Origin of the sequence: uncultured Roseobacter sp. (assembly GCF_947499265.1) — a bacterium.
In the GTDB taxonomy this organism is placed as follows: Bacteria; Pseudomonadota; Alphaproteobacteria; order Rhodobacterales; family Rhodobacteraceae; genus Roseobacter.
This window is the reverse complement of record NZ_CANMNK010000006.1, coordinates 86862-109177: the sequence shown is the minus strand read 5'-3', so window position 1 is coordinate 109177 and position 22316 is coordinate 86862. Positions and strand designations below refer to the sequence as shown.

At 59.2% G+C, this 22316-nt stretch carries 15 protein-coding genes; 5 read left to right on the top strand and 10 right to left on the bottom strand.

Annotation, left to right across the window (positions count from 1 at the left end; translation table 11 throughout):
- Nucleotides 1-52: 52 nt before the first annotated feature.
- Nucleotides 53-820 (top strand): LytTR family DNA-binding domain-containing protein, encoded by a 768-nt coding sequence (locus tag Q1A63_RS16895; RefSeq protein WP_298972843.1) that lies wholly within the window; start codon nt 53-55, stop codon nt 818-820.
- A 210-nt stretch (nt 821-1030) separates the two neighbouring features.
- Entirely contained in the window at nt 1031-1630 is a 600-nt protein-coding gene (locus Q1A63_RS16890) for a biliverdin-producing heme oxygenase (protein WP_298972840.1), read from the top strand.
- A gap of 73 nt (nt 1631-1703) precedes the next feature.
- Here the strand turns inward: Q1A63_RS16890 and Q1A63_RS16885 are convergent, their stop codons facing one another.
- On the bottom strand, nt 1704-2096 hold the full coding sequence (locus Q1A63_RS16885) for a response regulator (protein WP_298972838.1): 393 nt from the start codon (nt 2094-2096) through the stop codon (nt 1704-1706).
- Between the two features lie 70 nt (nt 2097-2166).
- Here Q1A63_RS16885 and Q1A63_RS16880 point away from each other — a divergent pair, with 70 nt between their 5' ends.
- A complete protein-coding gene (locus tag Q1A63_RS16880; protein WP_298972836.1) occupies nt 2167-4821 on the top strand; it encodes an HWE histidine kinase domain-containing protein in 2655 nt (884 codons plus the stop codon).
- A 50-nt stretch (nt 4822-4871) separates the two neighbouring features.
- On the opposite strand, the gene Q1A63_RS16875 is transcribed toward Q1A63_RS16880, so the two are convergent.
- Nucleotides 4872-5657, bottom strand: coding sequence for a LytTR family DNA-binding domain-containing protein (locus Q1A63_RS16875; RefSeq protein ID WP_298972835.1), 786 nt, complete (start codon nt 5655-5657; stop codon nt 4872-4874).
- On the opposite strand from Q1A63_RS16875, the gene Q1A63_RS16870 reads away from it, so the two are divergent.
- Nucleotides 5656-6960, top strand: a complete 1305-nt coding sequence (locus Q1A63_RS16870) for a serine hydrolase (RefSeq protein ID WP_298972834.1) — start codon at nt 5656-5658, stop codon at nt 6958-6960. The two genes, Q1A63_RS16875 and Q1A63_RS16870, sit on opposite strands and share 2 nt — an antisense overlap.
- Nucleotides 6961-7015: 55 nt before the next feature.
- Here the strand turns inward: Q1A63_RS16870 and Q1A63_RS16865 are convergent, their stop codons facing one another.
- The 6 genes from Q1A63_RS16865 to Q1A63_RS16840 form a co-directional block, all read right to left on the bottom strand.
- Complete coding sequence (locus Q1A63_RS16865; protein ID WP_299632263.1) at nt 7016-11050, bottom strand: hypothetical protein; 4035 nt, start codon at nt 11048-11050, stop codon at nt 7016-7018.
- A 12-nt stretch (nt 11051-11062) separates the two neighbouring features.
- Entirely contained in the window at nt 11063-14614 is a 3552-nt protein-coding gene (locus Q1A63_RS16860; protein ID WP_298972831.1) for a hypothetical protein, read from the bottom strand.
- 501 nt (nt 14615-15115) lie between these two features.
- Entirely contained in the window at nt 15116-16138 is a 1023-nt protein-coding gene (gene adhP, locus Q1A63_RS16855) for an alcohol dehydrogenase AdhP (protein WP_298972829.1), read from the bottom strand.
- Between the two features lie 129 nt (nt 16139-16267).
- On the bottom strand, nt 16268-17575 hold the full coding sequence (locus tag Q1A63_RS16850) for a serine hydrolase domain-containing protein (RefSeq protein WP_298972827.1): 1308 nt from the start codon (nt 17573-17575) through the stop codon (nt 16268-16270).
- A 12-nt stretch (nt 17576-17587) separates the two neighbouring features.
- Complete coding sequence (locus Q1A63_RS16845) at nt 17588-17941, bottom strand: hypothetical protein (RefSeq protein WP_298972824.1); 354 nt, start codon at nt 17939-17941, stop codon at nt 17588-17590.
- Nucleotides 17942-17945: 4 nt separating this feature from the next.
- Nucleotides 17946-18410, bottom strand: a complete 465-nt coding sequence (locus tag Q1A63_RS16840; RefSeq protein ID WP_298972821.1) for a hypothetical protein — start codon at nt 18408-18410, stop codon at nt 17946-17948.
- A gap of 209 nt (nt 18411-18619) precedes the next feature.
- Between Q1A63_RS16840 and Q1A63_RS16835 the strand changes: the two genes are divergently transcribed.
- Nucleotides 18620-20149 (top strand): LuxR C-terminal-related transcriptional regulator, encoded by a 1530-nt coding sequence (locus Q1A63_RS16835; protein ID WP_298972817.1) that lies wholly within the window; start codon nt 18620-18622, stop codon nt 20147-20149.
- A gap of 51 nt (nt 20150-20200) precedes the next feature.
- On the opposite strand, the gene Q1A63_RS16830 is transcribed toward Q1A63_RS16835, so the two are convergent.
- Together Q1A63_RS16830 and Q1A63_RS16825 are read right to left on the bottom strand one after the other, a co-directional pair.
- Nucleotides 20201-21622, bottom strand: a complete 1422-nt coding sequence (locus Q1A63_RS16830) for a sensor histidine kinase (protein ID WP_298972814.1) — start codon at nt 21620-21622, stop codon at nt 20201-20203.
- Nucleotides 21619-22293, bottom strand: coding sequence for a response regulator transcription factor (locus Q1A63_RS16825; protein WP_298972811.1), 675 nt, complete (start codon nt 22291-22293; stop codon nt 21619-21621). Before Q1A63_RS16825 ends, Q1A63_RS16830 begins: the two co-directional genes overlap by 4 nt.
- Between the last annotated feature and the right edge of the window lie 23 nt (nt 22294-22316).

Below are 22316 nucleotides of genomic sequence, written 5' to 3'. Positions count from 1 at the left end.
GCAGAGGTGTGCTGAGAACTGGATCGCTGGCCTGCAAGTGGGAATTCGTGAAATGCATCTTTTCGCCGCCAACAACATCCACTCCGTGCTGGTGGAAGCAACACAGGAGCTTTTCGGGTCACGGCGGCGGATTACCATCCTGCTGCTGATCGCACTGTTGACCGGTCTTGTTGGCCCCTTTGGCACGCGGCCCGACTTCCTTGTGATCGAACGTTATCTCTATTGGATGCTGGTGGTTTTCGGCACGGTCCTACCGGCCCAAATCATCTTTCTGGCTTTTGACCGATTGGCGCAGCACGCAGGCTGGCTGGAGAGGTTCTGGGTGCCCGCCGCGTCGATCATCGCTGCCTGCCCGGTCACGGCCGTGGTGATGATCATTGCTATCGGCTTTGGGGCGCGGCCGGACATCGCGGATGTCATAAGGCTTTTTGGTCAGTCTGCCTTGGTCATCCTGGCCATCGCAACATTGCTGCGTTTGGCGCAAACGCCCGCAGACACAAAAACCCACCCAAACATTCTACGCCGTCTGCCGGGGGCCAAACGAGGTCGGCTGATCCGCCTGACTGCCCAGGACCATTATGTGGAAATCATAACAGATCGCGGCGCCACTCTTGTACAGATGCGGCTGCGCGACGCGATCAACGAAACCTCGCCAACTGCGGGGGCGCAGGTGCATCGGTCCCATTGGGTGGCCAGCGATGCCGTCACGACCATGTGTCGAAAGGACGGTGCCTTGCAATTGCAATTGTCTGACGGGAGCGCCGTGCCGGTGGGGCGTACTTTCCGCAAACACGCCAAGGAAGCAGGGGTGCTGTATTAGCGGGAGGCTGCATGGCACCAAACTCAGATCACCCGACATTCGGCAACCTGAAACGAACCATCACGATCATCGCTGTGTGGCCCGGTAGAAGCTGAGGAACTTGCTGGCATCTTCAACTCAACGAATGCTACCATTAGGAGGAATTTCAACTTTCTGGAGGTAGTCAAAAAACCTGCCTCCTGAAGAAAAAATTGTTGAGGAGCAAAGCGCATGACGCGCGAGCGGTCGAATTCCATGCGCCGAACACTCGCCGCAGCGACGGAGCAGGATCATCAGGCGCTGCACGATCACCCATGGATTTCCCGGTTGGCGGACAAAACTCTGGTGCTGGAAGATTACGGCAAGATTTTAGGATCTTATTGCCTTTTCTTCAAGAGTATTGAGACATCCCGATCCGCCGCTGACACCTTTGCCGAACTCTCCGTCGACCGCGCCGTTTGGGCCCTGGAAGCAGACCTATTCGAGCTGGGAATCCAACCGTTCACCCCCAAGCAACCCGCGTTACCCAATCCAGTGACACCGCCAGAAATCCTAGCGGCTCTCTATGTACTTCATGGATCAGGTTTCGGCGCCAAGCATTTGAATAACAACGTAAAAAAGATTTTACCCGACGCCCCCAGGAGCTACTTAAGCGCGGGAACAGACCCAAAGGCATGGCGCTTGTTGGTACAAGAGTTGGATGTAATGGGCGCTGACCCGGTCGCACAATTGCTATTGACCTCGGCAACTTCGATGATGTTCAGAAGCTTCGGTAAATTTGTGAAATCATACTGTGAAGAATACAGCTACAGAACCACAAAATCATTTTAAAGCAATGAGTAAGGACAGGTATCTAATTCAAAGACTGAAGATATAGCCCCATACGTTAAGTCACACTCACACCTCATGATGCCCTCTTGTCCGACCTGGTCAAAACATCAACTTTGGCCAGTAATTCCTTTGATTTAAAGGGCTTTTCGATTCCAACATCTGCTCCAATTTGGCGCGCTAGGTCCAGGATGTTTTCCATGCCTGGATATCTGAAGGTTCCGGTGATCACGATAATCGGCAATGTACGCACCCTATCCGTCCGCCTGACCCAGCCGACCAGACCGATGCCACCATCAGGCACTGCGCGCCCGTCCACTTTGACAATCACATCTGAAATCAAAAGATCATATTCTTCGCGCAACAGCTCCTCTTTTGCTTCAGAAGCGCTGGTGCACATCCGCGCGCTGTGACCCGCCATTATCAGGTCCCTTTTCAGCTCAAAACCAACCGTCAAATCGTCTTCCATCAGAAGAATAGTAGCCAAAGTGTCCCCTCCAATGCTTGATCTGAACACACCTATAGCGTGTAGTTACATCGTGCAGTATACGGTTTACAATGGCGCGGTCGAAAATTTCCAGTGCGTTTTGACGCCCGCGCCTACGGTCGGATTTCATCTGAAAATCGCGGCCGCTTTCGACGAGGGGGGTGTTTATATGGACAAAAGCTTGAAAGAAAGTGAATTGCGCGAAGCGTTGGAAACCTGCGCGGCGGAACCGGTCCATATTCCTGGCATCATTCAGCCCTTTGCCTGCCTGCTGGCGTCTAACGCAAAGACGAACGTCGTGACCTATGCAAGTGCAAACTGCGACGCCTTTCTGGACATGTCTGCCGATGAGGTTCTGGGCAAAAACCTCGTGGATATTCTGGGGTCAGAGACAATCCATCAATTGCGCAATCTGGCATCGAGATCGGGGTTTTCCAAGCAACGGATGACAATGGGCACCTTCGAGGTTGCAGGGGCGCTTGTTGAAATAAGTGCTTTCCAAAGTCAGGATTTCTTTGTGTTCGAAATCGAACCGGCGTCAGATGAGACATTTGGTGGCACGGACGCTCTTAAATCGATGAGCTTTCTAATGGCTCAGATGCAATCCTGCGAAACGCAAAGTGAATTGTTTAACCTGACTGTCGAACTGATGCGTCATATGACCGGTTTTGACCGGGTGATGATCTACAAATTCGACCAGGAATTTAACGGCGAGGTGATCGCCGAAACCTGTCGCTCTTCCATGCAGCCGTTTCTGGGTCTGCGCTTTCCAAGCTGGGACATCCCAAGCCAGGCGCGCGCAATCATGAAACAGATCCCACTACGCCTGATCGAAGACACGGAGCAGATTACGCCCCCGCTGCTGGCGGCCTCGGCAGAGTGCCCGCCGTTGGACATTACCCTTGCCGCCTGCCGCGGCGTGTCACCGGTACATATGGAGTACCTGCGCAATCTGGGCAGCAAAGCGACAATGACACTGAACATCACCGTGGAGGGGCAGCTCTGGGGGATCATTTCGCTGCATCATCGCGCCTCGAAGGTGGTCGCCCCCAAGCTGCGGGAAGTGCTGGAAAACTTTGTGCCCGTCTTTTCGTCCAAGCTCTTATCGATACGACAAAAAGACACCTTAGAGCGCATCAGGTCGCTTGACGGCGCAATCGTTTCCAAAAAACACGGCGATGTCAAAATCGAAAACATGCTGCCGGAAATCGCCCCAACGATCCTGGAGGTCATTGACGCGAACGCCATCGTGGCATTGAGCGATGCCGCAACGCACTCATTCGGGTCGTCTTTGCCGGACGCAAAGCTGCTGTCGGCTTTGCTCGCATTTTCGCAGGAACAGGACGAGGACGTGGTCGCGATAGACAATCTGGCGATGGCGTTCCCCGCCTTTGCGAAACTCACAAATGGCTGTTCCGGCGTGCTGATCACCAAGATTTCGGACGACAAAGCCGTCTGCATATTTCGAAACGAGATCACAAAGGAAATCGCCTGGGCCGGAAATCCTGAAAAAACAATCGAAACGGTCGAGGGATCAAAGCGTCTCACCCCGCGCGGATCGTTTTCGACCTACCTGGAACGCGTGCAAGGCTACAGCAAGGCCTGGTCGCAGGATGACCTTTATTTCGTCAGGCATGTCCGAACATTGCTGCACGCGTCGGAACGCCAAACGCTTTTGAACACCATGTATCGACAGCAATCGCTGATGATTGATGAATTAAACCACAGGGTGCGTAATATTCTTGCCCTGGTGCGTTCTGTCTCCCGTCAGGCCCGCCGGCGGTATGGATCGCTGGACAGCTATGCCGCGGCCATGGAAAGCCGGATCCGGGCGCTGGCGGCATCCCATGAGCTGAGCGCTGGATCGCTGGTCAGCCCGGTATCCATTACTGAGTTGATCAAGAAGGAATTTGAACCCTACGGAAGCATCGCCGAACGGCAGACCATCGTGCAGGGGAAAGACAGGAATCTACGCGCTGAAATCGCGCCCATCTTTTCGCTGGTCGTTCACGAGCTTGTAACCAATGCCGCCAAATACGGCGCCTTGACGCAGGAAAGTGGCAAGATCCACGTCTTGCTTGAGCATTTGCCCGATGGCATTCAGATCACATGGAAAGAACACGGTGGCCCCGGCGTCGCGCACCCGGATGACACCGGGTTTGGAACGGCCATGATTGAACAGGCGGTCCCGCACGAGTTTGGTGGCACGGCAGAACTGATTTTCGAACCGGATGGCGTACGCGCGGTTTTCACCCTGCCCAATCGGCATTTTGACGATGTCGCGCAATTCAGTGAGCTGTCGCAGCAGACACCTATTGAGATCAATGAGCCTGCGGAATTTATTGGTTCAAATCTAACGGCGCCGGTGCTGATCCTTGAGGATAATTTTATCATCGCGAAAGAGATGAAGGACCAGATGGTGGAATTCGGTGTCTCGGAAGTAGAAGTGTTTTCAAATACGTCTGATGCCCTTGGGCACCTTGAACTGGAAGAGGTTTCGCTGGCCATTCTGGACGTGAACCTGGGGAAAAATACGTCCAGCATTCCAGTGGCGCGGAAGCTTCGGGATTTGGGCGTGCCCTTCTTTTTCGTCACCGGGTATGGGGATACTGCGGCGATGGCACCGGAAATGGCCGATATTCCCTTGCTGACCAAGCCCGTTTCCGCCCTGGAACTGCAGGACCAACTGGTCCGACTGACCACCTAGCGAGCCTGCCAAATGCGATGCGCCAGCGGGCCCAAAAGAGGCCGCGTCATTTAGGGTCGCTGCAACGCCTTGCGGACCGCTGATCGATACACCCGCCCGACAGGGACACGAGCGCCATCGCGCAACACAATCATCAGCCTGCCTCTCCGGGTCTCGATCGTGTCGATCCATTGTCTTGCAACCCACCATGACCGGTGCACGCGCAGCCCATATGCCCCCAATGCCTCTTCGGCCTCCGTCATCGAGGTACGCAGCAACGTTTCACCCTTCGACGTCCGCGCAGTCACATAGTGATCCTGCGCCTGCAGCGCGATCAGATCGCGCCCGATCTCGGCGGGAAGGCGGCGTGTCCATTCCGGCAGGTCGGGCGTTTCTGCGGCGGTGACGGGGATGGTGTCCGGCCCGCTCATGACCTCAAATAGCGCAGCAACCACGACCGAAATAACGGCAACATAGGGCAACAATCTCGCGATTTCGCACCAGAAGGACGCGCCAAAAACAGCAGCATCCATCGCACTGACAGTGCCTGCAATGGGCAGGCTCGCGCCAAGCCCGCCGAGCGTCACCGCAACGGGATCGGGTATGCCACGGTCCTCGGCAAGACCCGCCAGGACCGTTGACGTAAGAAACCCGACCCAGAAACTGACAAGGCAAACCACGGACCAATATCCGATCCGCCCGGCAATCGGCAGCGTTTCAAATGTGCCGAAAGGCCCCACGAGCCCCAACACCAAAGACACGCCAATCATGCCGAGCCAAAACCGCGGACGAGACGCCAGATCGCGCGCCTCGAAAAGCGCATAGGTAACGGCGCTGTCGTTCACGACATTTGGCATGTTGTTGGCGTCATTTGGGTTTCCCGCGGCTTTCAGCCACCGTATCGCGGCGCAGATCGTCGGAAAAGAGGATGTAGAAAACGATATGCGAATGCGGCTTGGTCTGGGATTTATCTGCGCTCTTTCGCTGGCGTGCGCCGCCGGGTTTCTGTGGCTGCGCAGCTCGCCCTATTGGGCGGGCATCACGCTTTTTACCGAAGCAAACCGGGTCGAGAATTTTCGCGCGATGGATGATGTTTTTCCGTCGCGCGTGGTTGCCGCGACCGGGCATCCTTGGGTCTTTACAAAAGACCCCCAAGCTTTGCCAGATAGTTTCGAGTTTGACGGGCAACAACAGTCGCTGGCGCAGTTTCTTGACAAGACAACGACCACCGGCCTGATCGTGGTGAAGGATGGAACCATCCTGCATGAAGAATACCGCCTTGGGGCCAGTGCTGCCTCACGTTTCACGTCATGGTCTCTGGCGAAATCCGTGCTCTCCGCCCTGATCGGCATCGCCCTGGATGAAGGTCATATTGCCAGCCTCGATGACCCGATTGACCGATATGTACCCGCGCTCGCAAGTTCCGGATATGCCGGGGTGAGCATCAGGGATGCGTTGACCATGTCGTCCGGCGTGGCCTTTGATGAGGATTACAATAACCCGGTCTCCGACGTGAACCGATTGTTCTTTGCACTGGCCGCAGGCACCGCAATGGAGGACGTGCTCACCCCCCTTGAACGCGTCCGCACGCCCGGGACCTACAACAACTACGTCAGTTCAGACAGCATCGCGTTGGGGTTGGTGTTGGAGGCCGCGACGGGGATCCCGAATGAAGAATACCTCGAAACCCGTCTTTGGGGTCCGATGGGGGCCGAGGGTGACGCCTTTTGGAACACCGGGCGCAACGGGCCAGTGCTGCCATTTTGCTGCCTGAACGCGACATTGCGCGATTACGCCCGTTTTGGGCGGCTGTACCTGGAGGGAGGTGCACGCGAGGATATGCAGGTTGTACCGCGTGACTGGGTGCACGCCTCCACAACCCCAAGCGCGCCGCATCTGGAACCCGGCGACAACCCCGCCTCTTTCTGGACATTTGGCTATGGCTATCATTGGTGGATCCCGGAGGCCCCGCAGGAGGAATTCTTGGCAATCGGAATCTGGGGGCAGTACATCTACATCGATCGCGGGCGAAACATCGTCATCGTCAAAACCAGCGCGGATTATGATTTTGACACACGCGATCATGAAACCGTTGCGGCGTTCCGCTCGATTTCGAATGCCTTTGGCGTGGCGGAGAAAGACGCGTCAGGGCTGAATTGACCGTGGTCGCAAGCGGGTCGTGACCTGACTGTGTGAAGGCCAACCTGCGCTTGTTTCAGAGGGCGAGCGTTTCAGCGTAGACAAGACGCAGCGCCGGGTCCGGGCCATCCTTGTCCGCACCGTCCCAATCGGAATCAACCATATGACGCTCGTATTCGGTGACCATCACGCGCAATTCCTCCCCCGCGCGCCGTCTGGGCACACGGATCGTGGTTTCCCAGATCAGCGGCGGGCCAATGTGCACAAACTGATCGAGATCCACCTGCAGTGCCGGGCTGGTGGCCACAGCCCTCAAATCCTCCGCCTGCGATAAGACCATCGCGGTGGCACTTGCCGGGGTGGTCTCCACGGCGACACCAAAAACCAGATCGTCGATCTGGATGCGTTCAAAACGTTTCCACGCCAATTCGTCCGACAGGTCGGGATCCTTGGTCTGGATCTCGACCCGGACCACCGGTTCCCCATTGCTGCGCGGGCGCTGCTCCTTGAAGGCGGATCGTGTGTAGGAGGTGCCAAAGAGCTGCAATTTGCGTTCGTTACGTGCCGCCCCCGGTGTCATCACCAGCAACCTGTCCGGCGCGATCTGCATGTAGTCTGCCAAGGCGACGGCAGAGAGATGCGCGCTGTTGACAGACACCGGATGAAACCGCGCCAGCGCCATGCGGATGAAGGGGTAATAGGAACTGCCGGGACGTACCCGGATGTCACAATAGTAGAGCCCGCGGCCGGGATCATAGTTTACCGGATGGGGCACCACATCGACCCGCGCCCCGCCGCTTTCGGGCAAGAAAAGGTTCTTCAGCTGCGCAAAGGCCGGGACCAGTTCGCGTTCTTCATCCGGCACGAACTCCGGAGAGCGGTCAATCGGGATCGGCCCGCCAACCAATCTGTCTGGAAAGGCGCCTGCGGGGGGTGAGGCGCTGTTGATCGTGCCCGAGCGCCAGATCGGATCAATCCCCCATTGCGTCACGTATTTCAGCAGCGGGCCGGTGATCTGCCCTTTGGTGCTGCTGGAATTGGCGATGACCACGCCCAGCATTTCGCCGAAACCCGTCGCGAACCAGGGCCGTTTCAGCCAGACCCGTAAACCACCGCCAGAGCGGAAACTGGAGGTGCGGCTGCCATTGGTCGTGCGCGTCCACCCGAAGGTGGGGGTGACCTCCACGATCTCTGGCGGCGGCGGTGATGACGCATTGGGGATCAGCGCCACACCGGGGTCTGACGTGACTTTCATGACGTCGGGCTGTTGGCGGATGGCCGGGGGCATGAATTCAGGGAACCGCGTAGGCGCTTCGAGCCGGTATTGCACCCGGCGAAAGCGGGTATCACCGAACGCATGCGGGCCGACGACACGCAATTCGCCGTTCGGGAAGCTGTCACGATAGAGGCGCGTGTCAAAGGCGCTGCTGGATTGATTGATAACGCGCGGCGGTCCTTCGGCGGGCACATCGGAGGGGTCGCGCCAGCGACCCAGTAGTTCGACCTTGGCTGTGCTTTTGGCGTGCACGGGCGAGCGGTAGTTGATCGTGGCCTCAGTCGCACCTTTCGCGCGGTTTGCTCCGAGCGACAGAAAACCTGGGCGCACCAGCGGTTTCTGCACCGCGTGCACCAGTTCCATCTCCAGCCAGGGCGTGATCATCCAGTGGTCGCCGCGCAGGATGCGTTCTTGCAGGTTCGCCTGCAAATCATCGGCCAACCCCGGTCGCGTGCGCATGGTCTGCCAGATCGCCATCAGATCCAGATCTGCGTCCTTGAGCCTATGGCTGATCCGGACACGCATCATCTCCGCCTTATCCAGCGGCATATTCAGGGTGCGCGTGCTGGCATCGAACCCGGCCACCTCGCCGGGTTGTTCGAAAATCCGCAGCTTGAAGGGGGCAGCATCCGGCCATTTGCCCGCACCCTCGTAGTAGGGCACTTCAAAGCGCTGGGTCACGCCCTCCTTAGGATCGAAATCCAGCCGCACCACGGCGATACGCGCCAACCAATCGGGCAGATATGGCAGCGACAAGCCCTCCGGCCCGACACTGTATTTGACCAGATCGGAGGAGTTGGTGAGCGGATCTTCATGCAGCACGTCGATCTCGGCCAGATTGTCATCCCGCGAGGCCAACATCGGATATTGCGCCGGATCCGGAACACCGTCGACATCAATCGCGCCATGCTGTTCGGCCATCACCTGGGAGGTGCGCGGCGGCACGATATGGCGGCGAATCTCAGCAGTAGTCACCACGGTGTTGTCTGCTTCGGTCTCATTGAAGGAGCGTATCGCCATGCGCCCCATGGACTCGCCGTCATCAGGCCGCTCCAGCCCGCCTACCCCATCCACCAGCGCATTCGACGGTGCCGGAACCGGTTCATACCGGCGGAAGACATGCGCACCGCTGGCCTCGGGCGGGATCTTTGCGTCGCCCTCTTGTAAAGGCAGCGCATTGCCTGCGAGATCGGCGACCCGCACCCGCGCCCGGTATTCATGTCCGAACCGCAGCACGGGCAGCGATTTCGGGTGAACGGCGAAATTCGTCTCCAGCGGCAAGCCCGGCGGGGCCGCGCTGTCTGCGGCATCGGGGTGATCATCCGCAGCCGTGGAAATCGCGAGGCCCGGCCGCGGCGCCGTCAGGCTCCACCCGCTCCAGGCAAAGACCAGCTCGCCAATTTTCACCAGGTTCTGGAATTGCGGATCATCGGGATCGGCGGCCTCCTGTGCGCCAAGCCGGATCATCCCCTCTTCGTCTTCGATGTTCAGGCTGACAGAGCTGTTGATCAGATCGTAAGTGCTGTCGCGGCGGCAGAGCGATTGCCAGGGCTTTGCGGTGGTTTGGTCGATGATATCCGCATGATAGCCCCGCACGATGTCTTCGGCAAAAAGCTCGATGGGCTGGCCGTTGTTCAGTGCGTCCTCCATCTCGCCCGACCGATCAAAAGCCCCTTCCAGGCTCAGATGGCGATCCACCTCGACCAATTGCAACCCGGCTGTTCGAATGGTCGGGATGCCGGCCCGGTCCGGCGTTTGGCCTTCTTTGGTGGACGGCGCGCGCAGGAAACTGCGGGCCGCGTTGCGCAGCTTCACCCCGGCGCCGTCTACATCCATCTGGATCAGACGATAGCGTTCGTTGTCGATGTTCAGGAACCCATTGGACAAGACGCCATTGTTCTGGCGGGGCACAGCGTGAAACGCCCGATCTTCGCGCCGCGTCATGGTGCGCGGCAGCCCATCATCCAGCGTATCCACCGCACCGCTGGCATCTGGCTCCCAGGAAACCTTGAGCGACAGCGCATCAGTCAACGGTCCGTCGGGCAGCGCGTCCGCCTCAACAACCAGATCGACAGCAAGGCCGGTCAGCCGCAGCAGATGCGGATATTGGTTAAGCGCGGAGACAATCGCATGGAAATCGATCTGATCCCGGAAATCATTCGCATCAGGCAGCCTCTCGAACTTATGCTGGCGCCAAACGGCATTGGTGCGCGGATCGTCCGGCCCCTGATTGACATGTTGACCTGCCGCCGGGTCCGTCGCGGCAAGTGGCATGTTATAGACTTCCTGCAGCACAAACGCGCCGGGGACGTCCTTGAGACCCTCCCGATCATTTTTCGGATGAAGCCGTTCCAGAACCGCGCTTTGCAGATCGGTGTCGCGCACCTCCTCCCTGACCAGGGTGATGACCGGCCGCAGGAGATCACGTTTTTCCGGCAGTTCATCCTCCACCGAGATACCGAGATCGCCGTAGACCTCACCAACAAAATCATGCACACGCGCCACCGGATAGGATAGGATACGATCCCCCCGCCGGTCTTCAAACGCATGGTTGATCACCGGCGTGCTCTCCGCGAAAAGCGCTTTCCAGATATCGGGGTCGGGCTCTGACACCCGTTTCGCCCGGGCATCGGCCCCGCCGAGGAAAACCATAAATTCCGCCTGCAGCATCTTGTCTGCCCAGGACGTAAAATCCGGCCATTCCTGCAAGGGTTCCACCGGGGCGTTCAGCGCGACGAGCCGCGGAGAGGCAAGTGCGGTGATTTGTAATTGGCCTGCTTCGTTCACTCCGTTGGGCATTGCCGTCCAGATGACGCGTTGGGTGCGGTCCGCCATGATCTCCTCCCTCTATCCGAATGCCGAGCAGTAGTCTTCCCAAACGGTGGCGTCGGGAATGAGCTGCGCAAAGGTTGGATCGCCCGGAGAGCCGGAGAATTTCCGCTCTACCTTCAGTTTGACCGAGGCCGAGAAGAACAGCACTTCGACCTCGACGGTCAGTGTCGCCTGCCCCTTGACGTAGGAGTTGCCCGCTTCCTTGTAGTAGCCCAGCGACAGATGGAAGGTGACGGAGACAGAGATCAGCCCCAGGACGGAAAGCTCGCCGCCCATCTCGACATAGCCTTCTAGCGTGACCGCGTCGGTTTTCCAGTGGAAATAAACGCCACCCTTCACGTAGACGCCGCCCGACGCGACGCCAATGTCAAAGCTTGCAAAGGCGCCAAACTCGAAGGCGGCCTCGACCTCCTGAATACCGTCCGCCGTCGTGACCAGAGCAAAGAAGCCACCACCGCCAAACATCGAAACCGTCAGCAAAAACGGCGCTTCGCGGGTGTTGAAAAAGAACTTGAGCGCCACAGGATCGCCCTGGAACGGGATGGTCAGGATCGCGCCGATCTTCATGTTTTTCAGGGCAAAAATGCCGACCTCGACGTTGGGCAGTTTGAAATCATACCCCACCTGCAAATCGGTCAGGCCGGGCTTGATGATGGGCGGGTCGGAAAATCCACCCGACGGGATCAGCTCACTGAGCGTATTGATGAATTCCAGAGGGCCGCCAAAGACCACCGGGTCGGTGTCATGTAGCTTGGGGTTGGGGTCGAATTTCTTTTTGACCGTGGATTTGAAGCTGAACTCATCAAACCAGACGATCACGAAACCAAAGAAATCGAGCTTGAAGTTGGTCAGCTTACCGGTCGCCTCCGCCTCCGGGTCTTTCCAGCCGGGGTCGGTGCCCGCGCCGAAATCAGGTGCCGGGTCACCGTCCTTGTTCTTGAACCCCAGATCGGGGTCCGGATAGGTGAAATAGGCGGTGAGCTTGGCCCCAAGTTCGAGTGTGCTCTGCCCGCCCGCGCCAAAGACCAGCCCGGGAATGGAGGCGGTGATGTTGTCGTCTTTATAATTCCAGCTGGTGACGATCTTGTCGGGAAACTCTTCGGTCTTAAACCCCGGCACCTGCCCCAATGCACCGGCGATAAAGGGCGCGATGATGTCCTTGAGATCAAATCCACCAAGGATTTTCGCCTCCGGGAACATATCGGCGGGATCGACATTGCCGCCCGTCAGCGCCGATACCGATCCTGACACAGCACCCGACCCGTTGGAGATCGCCGAAAGCGATTGCGTCGGCTGCCCGATGCCGCCCACTTTGTCGGTTGGAACGTCGCCGCCCATATCGACCTTGAAAGGTGTCTTCAGCTCCAGAAACACGCGCCAGGGATTGTTGGTATAGCCCTGCGGCAAATAGGTGCTTTTTTCGAATTCCACCGTTTCGGAGGCGGTTTTTCCGGTGACCCCTTCCAGGGCTTTGAGCCGTGCATCCGCACATCTGACGGCAGGATGAAACGGCGGGGTCTGCCCTTGGGCGCTGGTGCCCTCAAAGACGATCTCGTCCAATGGCACGTCCACATCGCCCGGCGTGCCGTCGCCTACCGGGGCCATGCGCACCACCTGCCCCTCAAAGGGCACGCGGCTGCGGTCGTTGATCGATGAGCCCGCACCGGCAAATCCGGTCTGCACCTTGTTGATCTGGTTCGCAGGCGGAAAGGCGAGGGATTTGAAGACGAAGATCACATTGCTTTTGAAAGTCGTGCGTCGGCCAGAGATGTCCACCGCTTCGAATTCGAAACGGAACGGGCTGCCTTCATTGTTGGCGACCGGCCAGAAGGCCTGCATTTCATTCAGCCCCGCCACGCTCGAGAGGGCATTTGACGGGCTGTCGAGGGCAGGCGTTTTCCTGGTCAGGCAGGTGATGGTTTTGAACGGCAGCTTACGCCCGTCATGCACCATACCCGGCGCGGGAAAGGATTTCACCGCCTCGCGCAACACGATGAAACGACGCTGGCGCAGAAAGGCGCCACAGCCAGACGCGGTGTGATCCTCGATCTCGCGCTGCGTCAGGGTGACAAAGGCGGCGCGGTGTCCGAAGGGAAAGAGAAACCCGCCTTCCACCACGCGCACAAATTCATCCCGCCCGTAGGAGGCATCGTGTTTCCACTCCTCGGTGTCGACACCCTGGACATCCACCATCCACTCGCCGTCCGCCTCTAACACACCGCCCCAGGCGGAGAGCTGCAGACGTCGGGCACGCGCGGGCGTTGGCGTGTAGCTCTTGCCCGTGGTTGCCAATTGTTCGGTATGTCCCGACATCAGCCGCACCAGATCATCGCGATGGCGTGGCGCCAGCGACATCCGGAAGGGGTCTTTCTTTGGCGCTGCCGATCCGGTGTAATCCGGGCTCCACATCACCGTGATCGGCAATCCATTCGGTCCGATCGGGGCAGGATCGCTCGTCGTGCGCCGCATCAGGGTCGTGCGCCACAGCTCGGTCCGATCAGAGAGCGTCACCGGTGCGGTTGGATGCACAAAAGATGCGTTCGAATGCGGGCTTTGCAGCAATCGATAGGGCAGTTCGAGCGAGGTGACGAGATGGCCGGGGCGGTGCGGCAGCAGCGCATAGATCAGCACCTGCGAGATTTTCGAGATTTCTGCGACCGTGAGGCGATCAGATGTTTGCTGGGCTGAGATCCGATCCGCTGTGTCCTTGGCGCGTTGCACCTCAAAGAGAGCCGTTCCAAGTGCTTTCTTGGTGTCATCCAGACCGCGTGTTGCATCCAGCTTGGCGCGAAACGCCGTCGCGTCATCGGTTGCAGCACCGCCAACCAACCCGGCGGATCTGGTTGACAGGGCCCCCACAGCGCTGCGCCGGGCATCGCGAATGGCCCCACGAGCAACCGGTGCGGCGTCCAGTTCGCTCAACATATCCTGCAGGTCCATCTTCAACGGCTGCAAGGCGGAAACCGCGTTCTGCAAGGCGTCGACTTTTACCAGATCAGAAAGATCCGTCTTGGTCAGCTCGGCAACCCCGAACTCTGCGAAGACCGGCAGACTGCGCGCCAGCGGATCAAGGTTGAGCGGCCAGGTGGTGATGGCCTTGAGGATGGCATCCACCGTGTAGTCGAGCGCCATCTGCGTCTGCGGCATGCGCACGACCACGCGGCTAGGGTAGGCAAGCCGCGCACGCATCACACGCGGCGCCGGGGGTGGGACTTCCAGCTCTCCCGAGAGCAAATCGGAGGGAATGCCATTCGCCGCACCGGTGACCAGTGTTTCCTCGCCAAAGTGCTGCCCCTGAAGGCCAAGGCACAGATGTGCCGGTCGGGATTGTATCGTACGGATCAGCCGCTGGGGTGGACCGGGCGTCACGCTCAGATTGTGCAGCACCAGATCAGCGACAAAGAGGTCTTCCGGTCGAATGATCCGTCGGCGCTCGATCCGTTCAGGGATGAGTGGCGCAAAAAGATCACCGATCTCTTCCAGGTCGAGATGCGCGCGGCTGTCGGTTCCGGCTGCAGAAATGTCATTTATCGCGTTGGCTAATTTGAGGGTGAGCGAAGAACCCATGGCGCCTACTCCGAACAATCGTTCTGAGGAAAAAGCTTGTCAAAAAATCACTAGAATAGGGGAAAGCATATCACAGAAATGTGAGATTTTCTATCCTGACGAGAATCGCACGGCGAGAGGGAAGAGGCCGAGGGCGACACAACGCACCGGCAAGCGGGTCTTTCGAGCTGGCATCCACATTGGTCGGGCAGCGCATCAATGCGCTTGGCGCGAGGCCGCTACACAGCGTAAAATTCTCTCAAAGAACAGGCTGTTTCAAACATGAAATCATCTCGATTCAGGTCATGATGATCCACAGAATTCGTAGCATCGCCCTGATACATCTATGCTTGAAAACGCTCTCGGCCCGCCCCCTAGCCAGCGGAATGCTCTGCATAAAACGCCGTCTGACTGCGGATACCCCACCGCCGAATTTGCGGCATCTCCAGCACGCGGGCGCAGCATTCTTCGTCAAATCACCGAGAGCAGCTGCGAGTGTTGCGCGGGCAGTTGGGCGCGCCGTCAGATTTCCAGCACCACACGCCCGTCGATTGTACCTTGGCGCATCCGATCAAACACCGCGTTGATGTTTTCGAGCTTGTCCCATTTGTAGGTCGTTGACACCTTGCCCTCGGCGGCGATGGACAGAGCCTCCGAGAGATCAAGACGCGTGCCGACAATGGAGCCGCGAATCGTCAGGCGCTTCAGGACCACTTCGAAAATCGGGAGCGGGAAATCCCCCGGCGGCAGCCCCACAAGAGACATGGTTCCGTGACGGCGTAGCATGCCCGTGGCCTGGGCAAACGCCTTGGTGCTCACGGCCGTAACCAATGCGCCGTGAACGCCGCCCAAATGCTTGGCGACTTCCTTCACAGGGTCTGTCTTGGCCGCGTTGATCACCTCATCCGCGCCCAGAGAGCGCGCCAGATCAAGTTTGCTGTCCGCGACATCCACCGCGACCACGTTCATGCCCATTGCCTTTGCGTATTGTACCGCCATATGCCCCAGGCCGCCGATCCCTGAAATCGCAACCCACTGGCCCGGGCGCACTTCGGTTTCCTTGAGGCCCTTGTAGACCGTCACGCCAGCGCAAAGCACCGGGGAGGCTGGTCCGAAATCAAGCACATCCGGAATTTGCCCGACATAATCCGCATCCGCTTTGACGAATTCCGCATAGGCGCCATCGACAGAATACCCGGTATTCTGCTGGCTTTCGCACAGCGTCTCCCAGCCTCCGGAGCAATGCTCGCAGCGCCCGCACGCCGTGTGCAGCCAAGGCACCCCCACCCGATCGCCTTCTTTCAGATGGGTAACGCCCGCGCCGAGCCTCGCGACCTCGCCAACACCTTCGTGACCGGGGACAAAGGGGGCGGTTGGCTTTACCGGCCAGTCGCCGTTCGCGGCGTGTAGATCGGTATGACAGACGCCCGAAGCACGCACGCGGACAAGCACCTCTCCGGGCCCGATTTCGGGAACATCGACCTCGCGAATATCCAGCGGATCACCAAGTTTGGTGACCACCGCAGCCTTCATCGTCTTTTGCATATGCCAGCGCTCCACATCAGAAATTGGGGGTGATGACAAACTGATGCGGAAATTCCGGATTGGGTTGATCGACGTCAATTTGGCACGCGATTTTCGTGGTTTTGCGGATTTTTGCCGTGCTGTTGAGCGTCACCCCCAGGCCGCGTCAAAAGCATCCGCCAAAAGGTCGGCAACGGGTGCGTTGACCCCAAGTATGGAGGAATTGGCGACAAAGGCGGCTTCGACCTGAATGCCGAATTTCATGATCCCGGCGCGGGTGTTGCCGGTGACGCCATTGACGGTCGACCGGATGCTGCCCGAGTGACCGCGATAATCACCGAACCTGCCATCGTAGCTGCCCGTTGGCTGCCACCCAAGGCGCAGGCTGTCCATCTGCGCCCGCGAAGCGGCGTCCAGAACATCGTCATCATAGGTGATGAAGGCCAGAAAGGCGGCAAGTTCGCGCGCCGACAAATGCCACCCGGCGGCCCCCGCAAGCAACGCCCAATTCGGGTACTCGATTCCTTGCGCGGTGCCCGCCGCCGCATAGTAACGCGTGGGCGGGTCATCGAGCACACTGGTTGATGCATTCTCCCCGATCGCGCCGCCCATCTCACCGAACAGCTGGTCGATGATGTAAGCCGCATAGAAAAACGCGGCCCCGACATCGGTGTCGTTGTTGGCGGCGGTGTTTCCCGCTTCGCGCCACAGGGCCGGAATGATCAGGCGGAACAGCGCGAAATTGGCGTTCCGGTAGGCGTAGGGCGCACCGGGGTCTGCGCCGAGCAAAAGCGCGGTTTGCAGCCCCCCATCGGAAAGCGTCTGGGAAAAGGCGGCGTTCTGGGTGGTCAAACCGGTGCGGTGGGTCAGCAGGTGGCGAAACTCCAGATCCGCGACGCCCGAGGCCTCGACCGGCCAACCGGCGGGCAGATAGGGCCAGATCTTGGAGGTGACGGATTTGCCGGTTGCCCGCAGCAGGCGCAGCACCGCAACCGCTGTGATCGTTTTGGAGACACTGGCCACATTCACGCGGGTGTCCGGGGTGAAGGCCCGTGCGCTCAAAATCGTGCCAGCTCCATCGAGATCACCCGCGACCGTGGCGTTGCCGCCTGCATCCGAGATGGCCTCCTGCCCGTTCTGATTGATGACAAAGGCCCAGCCCGTGCTGCGATTGTTGAGCCGAAGCCGGAGGCCATCGGCAAAGGCGTCGATGCTGAATTGCGGACCGCCATCCACCTTGATCGCGGGCCGGGGCACACGCTCTGACACCCCCGGACGGCGGCCTGGCGGCTCTTCATCGCAGTCTTCGATTTTGAGATAGGCAATATCGGGCACCAGCATGCCGACATCACTGGGCCGCCCACGCCCGGGATGTTTTTTGGCCAGATCGTCGAAGAGCTCATCGTCCACCGTGGCGGAGTTGGGACGGTAATACAGGGCGGTTTTGGTCTTGTTCATCAGATCGCTCCTTTATCCGTTTTCGCGCCAATGGATGGCGACGCTGCCAATCCGAAAGAATTCGCTGGCTTGGGCGTCGCGCAGAATGCTGATCTTGTTGGACCCCCGCTTGAGAACCCCGGGCGGGATGCCATCCATCCAGGTTGTCCAGACACGATCGGTTTTGTCTCTGGCCAGGTCGAACCCGTCGAGCGGCTTGCCGTTGATCAAAATGCGGTGCGTGTCCGCCTCGACATCAAACTGCTGGATCAGCAGGTATCCGACCCCGACCGGGGTGCCGTCGATCTTGAAGCCGCGACTGGCATTTGTGGTCGCGGAATTGAAGTCCTGCTGGAAGCTGACCCATGTGAAATCAGATTGACGCATGATCCTACTCCAGCGCCTTGAAGCTGCCGCCGCAGACGCAGGTACATCCACCCTCTGGAAGCTCAAAACAGGTCGGCACCTGCGTGGTGGCGCAGTGGATGGTCGAACAGCTGTTCAAGCCCGTTGTCCTTTTGAGATCGATGCGTCCGCTGAACGGCACCTTTAGAAACGCACGCTCCGATTTGCCGTTCTTGAACGTCACCACAAGGCTGCGCCCGGTGAGGATGTCATGGGCAAGCTCGTGTGGCCCGTCCTCCACCGATTTGGGATCAAAGGTGAAAAGCATCGGCATCCCGACCGTGCCCGCGATGACGGAGCGGTCGGTCACCATCGGCTCCGGTTCCAGTGGCGCTTTGCTTCTGTCCTGCGCGCTGACTGCTGTGGCCGCGATTGCGGTCACGCAGATCAGCACGGTGCAGGCACGCTGAATTTGCGTGGAGAAACGATAAGAATGCGAGAGACGGTCCATTGCAATACTCCTGAACTGAAAGGGTTTGAAAACGTTGATATGGGCAGACGCGGGCTATGAGTGCCGCCCTTCAAGCCTGGTCTGCATTGCTGGAAATTGGCATCGTTCAAATGGCGTATTTTCCCTACGCATTTTGACCCATTCTGCGGTTACTGCTAGGATCAGGGGGTATCTTTGAAAGGCGCGCCCCGATGCCCGGCCAAGAGATTTTGACAAAGAGAGAAAGCGAAATTGCACGCGCTTATGTGGACGGTCTGAGCCACAAGGAGATCGCCGAGCGGTTGTGTATCGCGCCTGCCACCGTCCGCACGCATCTCAACAGCATCTACCGCAAGCTCGGCGTCCGGACCAAGATGCAGCTTCTCAAGGAAATCGGCCCTGCCAATGTCGAACCGGAACCAAAACGGCCGGTCAGGCGCGTGGCCTTGATTGCCGTGGCAGCGTTGCTGGTATCACTGGTTGCGGGGCTGGTGCTTACGCCCGGCAATCGGATGGTCGCAAGCGTCTCTGCCCCGCCTGCCATCTCAAACCTGCCGTCGGTGGCCGTTCTGCCCTTTGCCTTTGGCCAAGCCGACGCAGAGAAGACGGCCTTTGTCACGGCTGTCGCACGCGACATGGTAACCGATCTGTCGCAATTCAGCACCGTTCTGGTTTACGCCGCCGACACCACCTTTGCCTATGCCGCGCAGGGCATGTCGCCGTTGGAGATCGCCGGGCAGTTGGGCGCGCGCTACGTTGTGTCGGGTGACGCGCAATGGCATGGCAAGACGGTCCGGGTGAATGTGCAGCTTTATGAAGCCGCCACGTCCAAGACCGTTTGGGCTGAACGATTTGAGCGTCCGGCGGACGATCTCTTGGTGCTGCAAAACGAGATCGTGACCGAAGTCGTCCGCCTTGTGGGCATTGCAGATGGGGCCAACAGCAAGCTGCGCGCAAGCGAGCTTTCCCGGGTGCAGCGGATGCCGACCGCAAGCCTGGCCGCCTACGACCACTTTCTCAACGGGCTGGTTTTATTTGAAAGCTACCGTGCGGAAGAGACCCTGCAATCGATCACCGAATTCGACCGCGCCCTGCAGATTGATCCGCTCTACGGGCGCGCGCATGCCTATGCAGGCTGGGCCTATCTGCAGGATTTTCGCAACGGCTGGAGCGACGCGCCGGAGCAATCGCTGATCGAAGCGGAGCGCCGGGCGGAGAAGGCCATCGAGATCGACCCGCATGATCCTTACGGGCATTGGACGATGGGGGCGATCCGTCTTTATCAGCGGCGGCATGAGCAGTCGCTGGCCGCCTACCAGCAGGCCATTGATCTCAACCCCAACAATGCCGAAATGCTGGTACATCTTGGCTGGGCGCTGACCTACGCTGGTGAGCCCGACAAGGGGATCGAGTTCATCGAAAGCGCGATGGAGCGGAACCCGCGCTACCCCGGCTGGTACCTTTGGGATCTGGCCTTCGCGCATCTTGTCGCCGGGCACTACGCGGAGACGGCTGAGGTGATGGAGCAGCGCTCCCCCAAGACAACGGGCACCTATGAGCTGTTGGCGCTCGCCTATGCAAAGCTCGGCCGGACCGAGGAAGCCGAGGCCGCGCGCGAAAAGGTTCTGGCCGCAGCGCCGCAGACGTCGGTTGCGCGCACGGAACGCGTTGAGCCGTTTCTCAGACCTGAGGATTTGGAGCATTACCTCGACCTGATGCGAAATGCAGGCTTCCCGGAAGACAGCGCCGCCCCGCTTTGATCTGTGTCCCTTCGAAGATCGGGCGAGACTTTTGAAAAGCCCTCTGATGGGTCAGGTTTGAGACAGATGACGCTGGTGCGCCGCCGCTGCAGGCCGCGCAGCATCCTGATCCCGCCAGACAGGCAGGGAAATCTGTATCTTCGCGCCGGAAGTACTGGGTTTTATCTGCAACGCGCCTTTGTGGTTTTCGACTACGCGCGCCGCGATTGGTAAACCCAGACCACTGCCGGGACCGGCCTTGGCCTGGCTGAAACGACCAATGGCCAAAACGTGGTCAGCAGGGTCAATGCCGATACCGTCGTCCTCCACGATAATCTCGATGGCCCGGTCCGAGGCGGAAATGTGCAGATCAATGCGCGAGACCTGTGGGCCACCATGGACCACGGCATTGGCCAGCAGGTTCAAAAACGCCTCCTGCAGCATCACGGGATCGCCCCAGATGTGATGATGCGATGTTTTTCGGTCAGATGTGACCGTGACGGTGTAGCCCGGGTGCTGCTGTTCAAATCGGGTTACCACCAGCGCAATCAGCGCCTCAACGTCCAGCACCTCGCCGTTCAGGGCCACATCTGACCCGGTTGCACGCTCAAAGGACAGCAACTGGTTTGTCAGGTGGGTCGCATGGCGCGCGGCGGCGATCAATTCGGAGCTTCGGGATTTTGCAGCCTCCGGCGTGGGGGCTTTCTCAACCGCTTCGGCCAGCGCCAGCACACCCGCAATCGGGTTGCGCAGTTGATGCGCTGCGTTTGAAATGAATTCGTCCTTGGAACTGATCCGGCGGGACACCCGGTCCAGCAGCGTGTTCAGGGTCGAGACAATCCCCTGCGCTTCAACCGGTACATTGCGGCGAATCGGCTCAAGTTCATTCGGATTACGCCGGGCAATGGCCTCCTGCAGATCCAGCAGGGGCCGCAATCCCAAGCCGACACCGAACCAGACAACCAAGGCAACACTGACCACCATCAGGGCGATCACGCCAAACACGCGCAGGACCACATCGCGGATGAAACCGGCACGCACCTGCGTGTCCTGCCAAACGGTAATGGTGAACAGGCCGGAGACATTGTCGATGACCGTCGCGTCCTGGAACCGCAGCACACGAACATCGCGACCCTGGTAAACCGCGTCATAGAATTGCGGTTCCTGCGGCCCTGCAGCGACCGGGAAAGGCGACACCGGCGGGGTGGCATAGCCGGTGACGAACACGCCGTCTGGCGCAAAGACATGGTAAAAGAGTTCACCGCCCGAGGTATCGCTCACCAACCGACGTGTGGCCGGGCTGAGCGCATCGCCGCCGGACACCGCGACGTCACGGGAAATGGCAAGCGCCGCCGAAAGCAAGCCGCGGTCAAAGATCTCCTCGGCGCGGTCGGTCGTGTTGTGAAACTGCCAGGCCGTGGCCACGACAGAGATCAGCAAAAGCGGCGTCAGGATGATCAGGATCAGCCGCGCGCGCAGCGATTGAACCTTCATGCCTCGGGCTCGTAGCGCATTTGGTATCCCAGGCCACGTTGGGATTTTATCCCAATATTATAGGGCTTTAGCCGTGACCGGAGGCGTGATATATAAACCTCGACGACCTTCTCATCGACATCTGTGCCGACGCCGTAGGCATAGTCCAGCAGGGCCGCCTTGGACACCAGCCGACCTTCGGCAGACAAAAGACATTCAAACACCGAAAGCTCACGACGCGGCAATTCCAAGGGCGCGTCATCGGCAAAAAGCTGGCGCGCGGCGGCGTCGAAACTCACTGCGCCAATCTGCGCGGTTTGTCGGTGCGGCACCGCGCGCCGCCGGGTCAACGCACGCACGCGTGCCTCCAGCTCCGCCATCTCGAAAGGTTTGATCAAGTAGTCATCGGCGCCGGCATCGAGGCCAATGACCCGGTCTTCGGTCTCCGCACGCGCGGTCAGCAAAATAACCGGCCGCCCGTCGTCGCGCGCTCTGAGCTCCTTGAGCAGGGCCAGCCCGTCGATCCCCGGCAGGTTGATATCGAGGATGATCAGATCAGAGCTATCGTCACGCAAAAACACCGAGGCTTCGTGCCCATCGTGCAACAAATCGACCGCATGTCCGGTGTCTTGCAACCGGTAGGCAATGCCTTTGGCGAGGCCAATATTGTCTTCAACAAGGGTGATCCGCATCTTTTTTGAAGCCTGAAAGTTTC